This window comes from Pseudoalteromonas sp. BSi20439 (genome assembly GCF_000241165.1).
GTDB lineage: Bacteria > Pseudomonadota > Gammaproteobacteria > Enterobacterales > Alteromonadaceae > Pseudoalteromonas.
The window spans coordinates 1-12767 of sequence record NZ_BADW01000051.1 but is presented as its reverse complement, the minus strand read 5'-3'; the positions used below and the strand labels follow the sequence as shown (position 1 = coordinate 12767).

The window sequence follows — 12767 nt, the reverse complement described above, 5'->3', positions numbered from 1 at the left end:
TGCGCTTAGCGCTTACGTGTCACTATTAATGTGATTGCCCCGGCAATTATCCCCCAGCATGCTGAACCTACCGACCACAAAGTTAAATCAGAAGCCGTTACTAAAAAAGTAATAATGGCTGCTTCAGTATATTCAGCACTATGCAAAGACTGCTGCAAACTATTGGCTATGGTGCCAAACAAAGCAATACCCGCCAGCGCCAATACCAAGGCCTGTGGCAAGCTTGCCACAATTGCCACTAACATAGCCGCACATAACGCCATAATTATATAAAACACGCCACCAGCAATACTTGCCCAATAACGCTTATCAGGGTCTTTATCGGCCTCTTCGCTCATACAAATAGCCGCTGTTATGGCTGCTAAATTAATAGAATAGGTACCAAAGGGAGCCGTCACACAATTTATTAACCCGGTCACAGTTAATGACGATGATATAGGCGCCTTATAATTATGTGCTTTCAAAATAGCAAAACCGGGTAAGTTTTGAGAAGTCATAGTTACTATATACAAAGGAATACTAATGCTTACGAATGCCTGCAAGCTAAACGTTGGCGCAATATAGGCAAAACTACTCGCTTGCCAATGCACAGTACTGGTATCGATGTTGCCCATATACCACGCTAAAAATATACCCGCGAGCAGCACACTTAGCATCGCAAAACGAGCAAAAAAGCGCTTACCAATAAAGTACACCACCACCATTAAACCAATCACCAATGGCATTTCGTTCATAAAGTTAAACACGTCAATGCCAAATGTCACTAATACTCCCGCTAACATGGCACAAGCCAGCTCACTAGGAATACGGTTCATTATTTTTGCAAACCACCCCGTTATCCCCGACACCAGCACCAATAAGGCTGATAACATAAAGGCACCAATGGCTTCATGTAGGCTATAGCCTTGCGCGCTTGAGATGAGTAATGCAGCCCCAGTGGTAGACCATGCTATTAAAATGGGCACTTTATAATAAAACGACAACACAATAGAGGTACTGCCCATTACCAAGCCCAGCATTAATATCCAGCTTGCCACTAATTCAGGTGTGCCACCTAAAGTGATCACCACTTGGTAAATCAATGCTATTGAACTTGAAAAACCAATAATAACGGCAACAAGTCCCGCCATAGTGCGACTAAGTAACTGATCAGTCCCTACCATAATTCCCTCATTTCATGTTTTAACGTTACAACATACTTTGCCTATTTATACTTTGCAATTTTGAATAATGAATAATGAAAAATGATCACGTTGCTAAAAAATTTTATTGGTCAGTTTTGTCTTTCAAAATCATTGCAATTTAAAAAACACATACGTACCTAAAAACATGCCACAGGGTGTGTCATTACTAAAAAAAATCATACTTATTAAATCAAAAACAAATACCTAAAAAAGGTAAAGTAAATACTTACAATAAGTTACAAAAACACCCATTAACACTTTATGGTTACAATTTAAATTTGATCTCATCCTATTTTTAATATAAAACTTAACAATTAGTTCACCAATAACCCTAAAAGAGAAACAGATGAAACGTTACATTGTTTTAATTATCGCTATTCCTTTGTCTGTATTTGCCATTTATACACTGCTTAATAATCAGCAAAAAACCGATGAGGTAGACCCACTCATTGCCATTGACATCGTCCCTGTTGATTCTGAATTTGTAAAACAAACTCGTAAACCATTGCCCATTGATATGAGTAAAGATCCTATTAAAACCAAACCCTCAGAAACAAAATTAGCCGTTATTGAAAGTTCGTTTGACGCAATTAATAAACCCTCAACCAAGGCCAAAGAAATCCTTAAAGCGGCAAAAGTACTGCCTACCGATTTGCAAAATGAAGCCTATATAGAATTTGATTTAGCAGCGCTTAAAACCCTTAAAGCGGGCGATAATTTTGACCTCGCCATACCGCAAACTGCCGAAACCTACAGCGCTGAAATAACTAACGTTACCAGTGCCAGTAACGGCGATAAAAGTATTGTAGGCCAAGTGATTGGTGCCAACGGAGCAATGCACACCACCATACTAACCGTGGGCAATGATGCGGTGTATGGTCAATTTACTGCACCTAGTGGCAATTATGTTTTTGAAAGCAAAGGCCAATATGGCTGGATTGCAGCAAAGCGCGATTTATACAAATCACATATAGAACACCAAGTGGGTGAACCCGCACCAAAAAATACGGATGGTAAAGACCCGTTTGCGCCCAGTGATAAAAAATCACCTGCTAGTTAATTTTTAACCTAAACACAGATGACTCAGCAGTAAAACTGCAATTACAAAAGAAAGGAAATACGACAATGAAAAAAATAATATCAACAGCCGCTATTGCAACGGCATTCTGTGCCGCCAGCACAGTGTCAGCAGAAACAATTGATATTGGTATTTTATATACCGATCAATCAGCTGCCGCTACTAGTAACATTAATACTAAAATTAATCAGCTTATTGCTTTTAGTAATCAAGTATATAGCCAAAATGGCGTTGATATAACACTGCGTTTAGTGGGCTCTCAAAACTTAGGTAATCATGCAATAACGCCTTCAGAAGACTGGCTTAACGCCGTGACAAATAGCAGCTATGTCGATGGTTTACGTAATAATTGGAAAGCCGACATGGTAGCCGTATTAGGCACAGGCCAAAGTGCAGGCAGTGGTTTAATCTCTTGTGGACTAGCTTGGGTTGGCCAAGGCACGAATGGCAATTTATACAGCTCTATGAGTAACCGTATGTATTCAATAACAGCCGTTGACTGTGGCGCTTCAACATTCGTACACGAACTAGGTCATAACCAAGGTTTAGCGCATTCTCGTAAGCAAGGCGATACGGAAGGTGGCGTATACGTTGATGGTATGGGCCACGGCGTACAAAATGAATTTGCCAGTATTATGGCTTATCCACATGTGTTTGGCAGTGCAACTCAGTACGATTACTTCTCAAACCCAAACTGGAGTGTAAACGGCATTCCATTTGGTGTAACCAATCAGGCATATGCCATTCGTACCGTCACTGATACCAAAACCAGTATCGCCAATTTTAAATAACAGCGTAAAAATGGGTTAATAACCCATTTAGCTAATTAAGTTCCCCTGCAGAGCGCCTTGGCGCTCTTTTTAATGATTAATCATTTTCTGCTTTATTGCAGGGAGTAAGGTTTTGCCATCGCTATCTACTTTACTCATTAGCTTCAACCCCATTACCTTGGCAAGCACAGGGTAAATATCTAAGTTATTTACCAGCTCAATGCTCATTCCTTGTTTAAACGCTGGGCCTGTTGCTATAAAGGTGGCTGCCATATCGTCGCTATACGCATAGCCGTGCGTACCTAAATAAGGCGCTTTAGTACCGTTGCTAAATACTGCAGGCGCATTGGTTTGCACCACAATGTCGCCCACTCGGCTCCCGCTATTATAATGATAGCCATTAAGCTGTTCGCTACTTAAAACACTATAACGCCCCTTAGCTGCCTTTTGTAAGCGTGCTTTATACGCGTCAATATCTGCATTTTTAGCATCGCTTTTGGTATAAATAAGCAAGCGAGGACCGGTATTCACAGTAATAAAGTTATCATCTTTAGGTAAACTGCTGACAATAATGCTTTGCTCAGGATCAACCTGTGCCATACCGTGATCAGAAACAATCACTAAGTTTATATCCTGCGCTAATTTGCTCAAACGAGTGCGTAACTGCCCCATTAAGGCATCTAGTTTATGAACAGCGTCACGTGTTTGCACTGCATCTGGGCCAAATTCATGCCCCATACTATCAACCAACGAAAAGTAACTGGCTACAAAACGTGGGCGCTGCGCTTGAGGTAAACTTAACCATTGTACAATTTGGTCAATTCTATCTTGGTAGTCACCTTGTTTAGAATAATGAAAATAGTAGTCTGGCGTCATACCATTAAAGCGCGCATCCGATTCAGGCCAAAAATACACCGCCGATTTAAGCCCATGCATTTTTACTAAATTCCACAGCGGAGTACCCCGTACCCAGGTACTGTCTTTTTGTCCTTTTCCCATGCTGTAGCATTCATTATTGCGCGCTTTGTCACAAAATTTATTATCAACAATACCGTGGTTAACTGGCAGTAAACCGGTGATCACCGAAATATGATTAGGAAACGTTTTACTAGGGTACACAGGCTGCATTTTTTGCGCCCTAACCCCCTGCTCACCCATTGCTTTTAAATTTGGCGCGCCATGTTTTTCAATATAGTCCCAGCGCAAACCATCAATTGAAATCATCACTACGGTTTGCTCTTTGGCAGCAAATGCAAGCGGACTTATCAGTAATAACACACTCACAACAACGAATAATAAACGCATCATTTATCCTATTTAAGTTAATTTTTAAGCGACTTGAATACACTAACATAGCTATTTTAAAATTTTGTGGTATTGAGACTAATCTAATTCACAACACAATTACTTCGCAGTTAATTTAATAGCAAGTGTGTGTTCGCCAGACTCAATTTGATGCCAACGTCTATATGTTTTAAAACCGGGCGCACTTACCTGTATATCGTAACTGCTTGCATTGAGCACCATACCAGGACGATATTTAGGACCAATATTCATAATTCTGATATCTGCATTAGGGGCATTGCTGGTAATGGTAAGCTTAGTTTTTTGCTCAACCATATATTTCTGACGCTGTTGTTGCTCTGCGCTAAGAGAGCTATCGCCATGACGTAAAATATCGACCTTAGCAAGTGCATGGCTTAAAGGCGTAAAATGCTCATAAATACCCAACTTTTCTTCAAACGCTAAACCTAATGGATGCAATACGGGTTGGGCATGTAATGTCCAGCGAATTGCATAACTAAATACCGGGTTGCTCGACTCTTCTACCTTAGCTAAAAAGTAATTAACGGGGCTTTGCTGGTCTTTAGTAAAGGTATTATTTATTAATACTACTGGGGCAATTAAAATAACCGCAGGCATAATGAGCTTTTTAAGCCAAGATAACGGGTGTTTCTTATCTATGGCGTTTACAGAGACAGGCTTAATTAGCAGCCATAATTTTAGCGGTAACTTACTAAAAGTAAGACAAATTAAAAATAATGATAACGACATTGAAATAGGCGGAATGAGTACAGAACGCAGTGCTTGCTTACCATATTCAGCATATTCCCCCCCATCTACAAACTTACTTTGGGCGCTATTAAGCATCGTTAGATATTTATCGGTACGTTTTTCGATATTAGGATCAAGCACGTACTCTTTAAAACTTTTTTATTCCAATCTGCGCGAATATTTTTTACATATAAATCGCCCATACGATCAGCAATTTTAGCTTGTATTTGTTTATGCAACTGAAACCTAACCCACGGCAAATTAGGCTTTAAACTCAAATCATGCTTTGCCATTTCACTGCGCCACTGGCTGTTTGCTTCATTAGTGACTTTTTTAGCGACAGCCTGTGCAAATTCCGCGCGGTCATTAATATTCCAGCGCTCATTGAGTGCTAAGCCCTTACTAGAAAAATGTGTGCGCAACTTTTTAGAGGTGGTGTCATGAGCGCGAAAAGTGATTAAATTTTCGATACCAAATTCGTAGCCGGTTTCAGTTACAAATAACTGTCCAAATTTAGGGTGTTGTAAAAAGCGTAATTGATAATGATCAGGATCATCCGTGTACTTATATCGCTTATCTTTAATACCACCGTCGCCCCCAGTAGCTAAACTAGCCGCTTGTAAGGCAGTATATACCCCCCCTGTTAAAAACCCCATTAATAGGCTGCTGGCCGCATTTTCTGTTGCAGAAATATCTTCAACAATAAGCCAGTAATCGGGCTCGATGTAACCAATACCAGCTTGAAGAATATCGCTGCGATAATCAGCTGCCGCTCTTTCGTAACAGCGGTTACGACGATCTTTTTGGCTACTTTTATCATAACGCTCTGAACATCGAGCAACTTGCTTGTGGTAGCCGTAAATTTTAGGGCCATATTTTTGCGCACGCGCAGACGCTTTTGCTATATGCGCTTTTTGCGCTTGTTGATAGTTGCCCCACCCATCATTTATTTGCTGCTCAACTTGTTGCCAATAACCTTGCTCACGCGTACTAATACCCGCCAAAGTTTGATTATATTTTTTACTACCCGATGCATACGCTTTATATTGCACGACTAGCTCATCGTACAGCTGACTATACTCGCCATAGTGTTGATCAAAGTCTTGGTAGGCCTTTTTTTGCACAAAAGAAGCAATAATCTTACGCTTATCATCCTCTAAGTTGTCAGATAAAGCAGCATCACTATATAAAAGCCCACCAAAAAGCGCTAAAAACGTGAGGTTTTCTGAGCTGTGTAATTGCTCAGAGTCGTAATCTAGACCGTTTACTTTAATTGAATTAATCGCCAAAGCATCTCTGAGTGCTGCACTATAAACAGCAAATTGGCGCTGCTGCGAAGATGAAGGCTCAATTAAGGTTTTTTCTATCACATATTTTTGACCATAAAAAACAACTGGCCAAACTAAACACACTAATGCAACCAAAGAAATAACGCCTCGGCCTACTTTTGCAACCATAGCTTTAGGTAAAAAATCAGCAAGCAGTAACGCCACTCCAACCCCAGAAACAGCTCGTCCATAAATTTCTAAATGCTCTAAGTCTTGTGCCGAGGGTGTCCCCAGCCCCACTAAAGAAACTAATTGTGCATTAAAAATAGCCTCGGGTAATAAATATAAAGAGGCTAGCAGTAGCAGTAAAAAACGCCACCAAAATGGTTTTATGGTTGTGCTCATAGTCAATGGTCTTATTATTTTTGTTTACGAAGTTCAAGCTCAACGGCTGGGTCGGTTTCAAGGCTAAATTTTTCATCAGCCTCGCGCGCGCCAACCTCTAAATTAGGCACACTCTTAACCGGTAACATCTTCACTGGGTAAAGCGTCCTTTTAAGCGACTTTAATTGCCCACCAATTGCAGGGTATAAATGGTTTTTTTGATAAGCCGATAGTTCGTCTAATCGCATTAAATCTAAATCGTCAGGTAGTGTTGTAATTTGTTTTGCTGCGGGATGTGATCCTTTATATGGCTGAACATTTGGTAAACCGAATACCGAACAGAACCCATAAACAGAATCATCAATAATCACTGAGTCAGGACGTAGTCGCTTTGATTGAGCTAATAAAGTTTGCTCATGGTAGTCGTGGCCGTTAATCGAATAAGTCGCTATATCAATTCCCTGTGCCTTAGCAGTCACTTTTAACTGTGCTGCACTTTGCTGATAGTGGCGAATATCTAACACATAGCCAAAATTACGTTTTAACTTTTTTGTTAGCGAGGCTAATTTAATTGGACGATCGTAACGCGTTTCACGATGACGACGATTGGCATACGACTGAATGCTTTCAAGTTGCTCTTTATTTCGCTCATAAATAGGATCGCTCCCCGCGCCACGTTTTAGATCAGCCGCCAGTTTGTTCATCGATATCTTTGAAGGAGACTGAATAAACATCATATAAATGTCAGGGTTAATATCGCGCAAACGAGTTAAGTTACGCAGCTCTAAACTACTAAAAAAATAATTATTCTCCCCCACATATTGATGAGCAAGATAATCAAGCATTTTTAAATCGTTGATTGATGCTCGCGACTTAATTTCAATATTTAGCTTTTGCTGCACTTTTCGATAGCGAGAAAACGTACTGGCAAGCGCCTTAAACGAAGGGGGAATATCGTTAGTTAACAGCCCCGTTTCTTGGTTGCGGTGGCGTAAATATCCCCATTCTTTAGCGTAATTAATAGACTCAATTTTTCGCTGTTTATTATCAACTGTGCCAGTTTCACGACCAGTACGGGCATCATGATGTACCACCCACACATTGTCACGGGTTATGCGCACATCAATCTCTATTACATCAAAATTATTATCAATCGCATCAATTACCGCATTAAGGGAGTTTTCAGGGTAACGCACAGAACCACGGTGGCTTTGTAAGTTAAAATCACTACATTGACGCGCTGATAAATAGTTAATATTGCCCAGTTGCGTTTGATAAAAACCACGAGCAGCTAAGGCACTAGCACGCGCATTAGCTGCTTGTTGTTGCTCGATTGAGAGAGCATTAGTGCTCGGTTTATTTTCTGTGCTATTACACCCAGTTAAGATACTGGCTAACACGCACACCGATAAAATATTAATGTAAGCTAAAAGACGCATCATGCTGACTAAGCCAAAAGGCTTAAACTCCCTGAAAAGACAAAAGATTAACTAAACTTTAAAGGTTATATGAACAAAAACTGAATTAAAAGTAAAACTTATCAGCTAAACTAATAATTTTAATTTAATATACAAGCTGTTAGATTAAATTTAACATTCAGACAGGCCGGAAAGTAAAAAAGGATTGCCATGATCGACTTCAGCAGCAAAATAACTCCTGCGCGTATGCAGCGCACTACAGCCAATTTACAAATGGCACTTGAGAGCGATCGTGGCCGAATTATTAATAGTGCAGCCATTCGTCGGCTGCAACAAAAAACCCAAGTATTTCCGCTTGAGCGCAATGCAGCCGTGCGCTCACGCCTTACTCATTCATTAGAAGTGCAACAAGTTGGCCGGTTTATTGTGCAACGTATTTTTGCTAACTTAAACTACCAACAGCAAAAAGAATATGGTTTATCGGGCTTAGAACGCCCACTAGAAACCCTAGTAGAAATGGCCTGCCTAATGCACGATATTGGTAATCCGCCGTTTGGTCACTTTGGCGAAGCCGCCATTAATAATTGGTTTAATGCTAACTTGGCCAGTATTACACCTGAGCGTTGCCAAACAGCCAATAGCAGCATAGGGGTTATTTTTAAACATTTAGCGCAAGATATTTGCAACTTTGAAGGTAACGCCCAAGGCATTCGCATTATTCACTCCCTGCTCAGCCTTAATTTAACTTATAGCCAAAGTGCGGCAATTTTAAAGTACACACGCCCTGCAAGCTTAGCAAAGCAAGATATCCCACAAAATAAAAACTACATTATGAAAAAAGTGGGCTACTACTACAGTGAAAAAAGCTTTATAGAAGCACTGCAAACAGAGTTAAAAATGGAGCCTTATTGCCGCCATCCTGCCAGCTACATTATGGAAGCCGCAGACGATATTTCTTATTGCTTGGCTGACATAGAAGACGCGGTAGAAAAAGACATAATAAGCACTCAGCATTTATGCGAGCAATTAAAAAAGCAGTATCAAAAAGCACTGATTAACTTAACCTTAAACGACACCCAACACCAAAGCTTTGTAGATGACGCAATTAACTACGCTATTGAACGCGCTCAAGCACAGCCTTTTAATTTTAATAGTGAATTTTTTATTTATTTACGTGTGTCGTTACTACACCCGTTAGTGAATCATGCCGCTAAACGCTTTATTGAAAATATAGAGCCAATTTATCATGGCGACTTTAACCATGCATTATTAGAAGATCGCAGCTACCTGCATGCAGCAACCCAAGCGCTCAAACAAGTCGCGCTTGAGCATGTATTTTCGCACAAAGAAGTCGAAAAGCTCGAACTGCAAGGCTACCGTATTATTAATGGCCTACTCGATTGTTATAAACCTTTGCTGCTTTTGAGTAGCGATGACTTTAAACGTGCATTGCATGGCGACAACCGCTTATTAATAGAATCGAGACTCGTTAAAAAACTCTCTAAAAAGCATTTAAGTAGCTATCAGCATGCCATAAATGCGATGCAAGAAGAGCCCGATCATTTTGCCGCCTATGAATTTTATTATCGCTGTCGGTTAATTCAAGACTACATTAGCGGTATGACCGACCAATTTGCTTACGACGAATACCGAAGCTTATTGGTAATTGATTGACTACAAACATCTCACGCTTGGCATTGCTAAGTCCTAGGATCTGTTTATCTTTCAAGGTTAAATTTGCACGCGCGGCAATTAAATTGTCCGTAGTTTTAACAAAAATTAGTCCGCAAAAGTTAACAGACCCTAGATAACTTTTCACTTTGCGCTTAATATTAGTGCATTGATGCTTAACCGCTTTTGAGTTTTATGAAACCGTTACTGAGTTGCTTACTTTTTTGTTTTGCTTTGTTTTATAGTGCCAGCAGTGCCGCTTATAACGAAGCTATGTGTATTCTTATAAAACAAGAAATGCAGCAACACAGCAATAATAAAGCCAGCCGTAAATACCGTAATGCTGCGCGAGACTTTGAAAAAAACTGCAGTGATCCGCAAGCGGCACGCACTTTGCCAGTACCAAAGCCTAAACCGCAGCCGGTTATTAAACAATCGACCCCGGAGGTTGTAAAACCACAACAAACAGAACCCACTTTACAGCCAACGTTTCCAGACGATGCAACTGAGCAAAGTGCAACTCCACCCCAAAATAATGTAATCGAAAAAAGCGCCACTCAAACTATAGAGCAAGCTAAAAAAAATGCCCCAGTAGCATCAACCACAACCGCACCTGATGAGTCACAAGTCAATGTAACAGCAGCGGCTGAACAAAGCGGCGCTTCTGAAAAAAATGCACAGCCAAATAAAATACCGGCCAGTGAATTATCAAACACTGAGAAAAATACGCAACCAGAGGTAAAAAAAGCCACCGTTAAGCCAGCACAAACCGCCGTACCTATCACTATAAAAACCAGCGAGCAAACAGCCGTTATTGCCTCTTCAATGCCCAAAGGGGCTAATATAATCTCGCTAGTTTTACCGAGTGTGGCACTATTGTTAATTGTGGTAATTACGGTTGTGGTATTAATGCGCCTGCGCAATATTAAGCAAAATAAACAAGTGGCTGATACTGGCATACCATTGCAAATGCCCCCCAGTAACGACAATGATCAAACTCACAGTGTTGTTACTGAGCCGATGGTGACTGGCTCTGATCTGCAAAACCCAGCCGTCGAAAGCAAGGGTAAAGAGCCTGATTCTAGTCGAGTTAATACAGTGAAAATAAAGCCGGAGCCTAATACGGCTGAGTTTGAAGCAGCCGCTAAAGCGACCTTAGAACGGATTAAAAATGCAACTGAGTTTGCTGAGCCACAAGTAAGAGATTTTGATCCCGAAGCCAAACAAAGCAAAATACAGCGTAACTTTATAAATCAACCTAGCGAACAAGTTATACCAGTTAAAAAAGAGGCGCCAATAAAGCCTTCACACATTGCACCTGAGCCTATTGCTCCTGAACCTATTGCACCACATCAACCAAAGGCTGATATACATCCTGCTAAAAAGCAGCGCGCATCGTTAAGCTCACCAACAGAACACGACTTTAAAGAGCCAGAGATACGCACTTTCGATCCCGATGCGCCACTACCAACTAAAAAAACACCGGTAACGCCAGGGCAAGTAAAGGTTACCCCTGAAGAGCCAAGTAAGCCCGATAACTCACTACAAAGCAGCAACCCATTTGCTAATTTATCGCTTGATGAAAGCTGGGATCCAAATTCCCCCGAAAAACCAAAAGTAGAAGAGAAAAAACGGGCGCCTAAATCACAAGCACTCATCGATGCAGAAAAACGCGCAAAAAACATGCAAACAAAAGAATAACGCGGTAACATAAAAATACTTAAAATAAGTCTGTAAAGCCACGGCATAGCCCTTAAGCTTACATTCAGTTAACGCCTTTAAAATAGCCTGTTTTTTAAGCAACACTCAAAGCCGCTTTATATCCAAAAAGGGTATATTTAATAGAAGGAGAGACTTATACACATGCACGTTATGTTATCAGCTAAATTAAGATACCGTATTTATATCGCATCTTTTTTGCTGATGGCTTTTACCTGTCATTACACTCACGCAATTGAAGCAATACAACCCTCAAGCAAAGCGCCTAATCACCATGCTACTTTAAATATAAGTACAGGCGAATGGCCGCCTTTTTTAAGCGAATCGCTGCCTCACAAAGGCGTGGTTGCACATTTAATTACCGATATATTTGCACAAGCCAACATTAAAGTTAACTTTACCTTTTTACCGTGGCCGCGTGCTTACCACGACACCATTAATGATAAATACGCAGCCACTGCCGTATGGATGTTTGAACAACAACGTACTGAGGATTATTTTTACAGTGAGCCAGTGTTAAACGAGCGTTTTGTATTTTTTTATCATAAACAACGCCCTTTTGATTGGCAAAATCTAAACGATTTAAAAGGCTTATTACTCGGTGGTGGGCTTGCCTACAGCTACGGCAAAGAGTTTGATAAAGCAGCTGATGAAGGCTTGTTCGATATGTCGCGTGTAAGTACAACAGAGCAAAATTTTCAGCGTTTAGCTATGGGCCGCATTGATGCCTTTGCCGAAGAGCAAAGCGTAGGCTATCACATATTAGCAGGGCAAAAACCGACAATAAAAAATGGCATTGTGCACCACCCAAGGCCACTATTAATCAATAAAAGCTTTGTGATGTTCCCTAAAAATAACCCACGCAGTGAACAGCGGCTTGAAATATTTAACCAGCAATTACTTAAATTTAAACAAAACGGCCGCTACCAAGCCTACTTTGATGCGTTAGATAATGGCGCTTATCAACCCACAAATAGCGCCCTAGCCGACTAACCTGTAGGCAGGGCTTTATGTAGCGCGTTTTATGTTTGGAACGCGGGTTTCGGGCTACGAGCTAGGTTTTAGGTTTTAGCAAAAGAACGAAGCCCGTTGTCTTCTCATTTACCCTCATTCGCTTCTCTGTGGTTATATATTTTTTAAGTGATTTATTCACAAAGAGGTTATGAGACGCTGCGCTTTTAGAGGAAATAAAAAAGCCAAATATTATTCTGTAGCAGCAA

10 protein-coding genes are annotated in these 12767 nt (G+C 40.6%); 5 read left to right on the top strand and 5 right to left on the bottom strand.

Annotation, left to right across the window (positions count from 1 at the left end):
- Positions 1 to 5: 5 nt before the first annotated feature.
- Positions 6 to 1163: a benzoate/H(+) symporter BenE family transporter gene (locus P20439_RS04650; protein WP_008114336.1), complete on the bottom strand. Its 1158-nt coding sequence runs from the start codon at positions 1161 to 1163 to the stop codon at positions 6 to 8.
- A 367-nt stretch (positions 1164 to 1530) separates the two neighbouring features.
- Between P20439_RS04650 and P20439_RS04645 the strand changes: the two genes are divergently transcribed.
- Positions 1531 to 2244, top strand: a complete 714-nt coding sequence (locus P20439_RS04645) for a hypothetical protein (protein ID WP_008464920.1) — start codon at positions 1531 to 1533, stop codon at positions 2242 to 2244.
- A gap of 65 nt (positions 2245 to 2309) precedes the next feature.
- Positions 2310 to 3053 carry a zinc-dependent metalloprotease family protein gene (locus P20439_RS04640; RefSeq protein ID WP_008464918.1) on the top strand — a complete coding sequence of 248 codons (744 nt, stop codon included), beginning with the start codon at positions 2310 to 2312 and terminating at the stop codon, positions 3051 to 3053.
- A 69-nt stretch (positions 3054 to 3122) separates the two neighbouring features.
- Here the strand turns inward: P20439_RS04640 and P20439_RS04635 are convergent, their stop codons facing one another.
- The 4 genes from P20439_RS04635 to P20439_RS04625 all read right to left on the bottom strand — a co-directional run bounded on the left by P20439_RS04635 (position 3123) and on the right by P20439_RS04625 (position 8181).
- Positions 3123 to 4337, bottom strand: a complete 1215-nt coding sequence (locus P20439_RS04635) for an alkaline phosphatase family protein (protein WP_008115262.1) — start codon at positions 4335 to 4337, stop codon at positions 3123 to 3125.
- A 99-nt stretch (positions 4338 to 4436) separates the two neighbouring features.
- Complete coding sequence (locus tag P20439_RS18935; protein ID WP_242375998.1) at positions 4437 to 5228, bottom strand: hypothetical protein; 792 nt, start codon at positions 5226 to 5228, stop codon at positions 4437 to 4439.
- Positions 5186 to 6760 (bottom strand): hypothetical protein, encoded by a 1575-nt coding sequence (locus P20439_RS04630; RefSeq protein ID WP_008464915.1) that lies wholly within the window; start codon positions 6758 to 6760, stop codon positions 5186 to 5188. Before P20439_RS04630 ends, P20439_RS18935 begins: the two co-directional genes overlap by 43 nt.
- Before the next feature lie 14 nt (positions 6761 to 6774).
- Positions 6775 to 8181 (bottom strand): glycerophosphodiester phosphodiesterase family protein, encoded by a 1407-nt coding sequence (locus tag P20439_RS04625; protein WP_008115257.1) that lies wholly within the window; start codon positions 8179 to 8181, stop codon positions 6775 to 6777.
- Positions 8182 to 8367: 186 nt separating this feature from the next.
- Here P20439_RS04625 and dgt point away from each other — a divergent pair, with 186 nt between their 5' ends.
- From dgt to P20439_RS04610, 3 genes are all read left to right on the top strand, one after another.
- On the top strand, positions 8368 to 9831 hold the full coding sequence (gene dgt / locus P20439_RS04620; RefSeq protein ID WP_008115255.1) for a dGTPase: 1464 nt from the start codon (positions 8368 to 8370) through the stop codon (positions 9829 to 9831).
- Positions 9832 to 10023: 192 nt separating this feature from the next.
- On the top strand, positions 10024 to 11529 hold the full coding sequence (locus P20439_RS04615; protein ID WP_008115253.1) for a hypothetical protein: 1506 nt from the start codon (positions 10024 to 10026) through the stop codon (positions 11527 to 11529).
- 162 nt (positions 11530 to 11691) lie between these two features.
- Positions 11692 to 12540, top strand: coding sequence for an ABC transporter substrate-binding protein (locus P20439_RS04610; RefSeq protein ID WP_008115251.1), 849 nt, complete (start codon positions 11692 to 11694; stop codon positions 12538 to 12540).
- Positions 12541 to 12767 lie beyond the last annotated feature (227 nt).

Bases quoted from the DNA above. Each gene is read 5' to 3' on its own strand.
- P20439_RS04650 (WP_008114336.1), bottom strand. From the start codon at position 1,163: ATGGTAGGGACTGATCAGTTACTTAGTCGCACTATGGCGGGACTTGTT.
- P20439_RS04645 (WP_008464920.1), top strand. From the start codon at position 1,531: ATGAAACGTTACATTGTTTTAATTATCGCTATTCCTTTGTCTGTATTT.
- P20439_RS04640 (WP_008464918.1), top strand. From the start codon at position 2,310: ATGAAAAAAATAATATCAACAGCCGCTATTGCAACGGCATTCTGTGCC.
- P20439_RS04635 (WP_008115262.1), bottom strand. From the start codon at position 4,337: ATGCGTTTATTATTCGTTGTTGTGAGTGTGTTATTACTGATAAGTCCG.
- P20439_RS04630 (WP_008464915.1), bottom strand. From the start codon at position 6,760: ATGAGCACAACCATAAAACCATTTTGGTGGCGTTTTTTACTGCTACTG.
- P20439_RS04625 (WP_008115257.1), bottom strand. From the start codon at position 8,181: ATGATGCGTCTTTTAGCTTACATTAATATTTTATCGGTGTGCGTGTTA.
- dgt (WP_008115255.1), top strand. From the start codon at position 8,368: ATGATCGACTTCAGCAGCAAAATAACTCCTGCGCGTATGCAGCGCACT.
- P20439_RS04615 (WP_008115253.1), top strand. From the start codon at position 10,024: ATGAAACCGTTACTGAGTTGCTTACTTTTTTGTTTTGCTTTGTTTTAT.
- P20439_RS04610 (WP_008115251.1), top strand. From the start codon at position 11,692: ATGCACGTTATGTTATCAGCTAAATTAAGATACCGTATTTATATCGCA.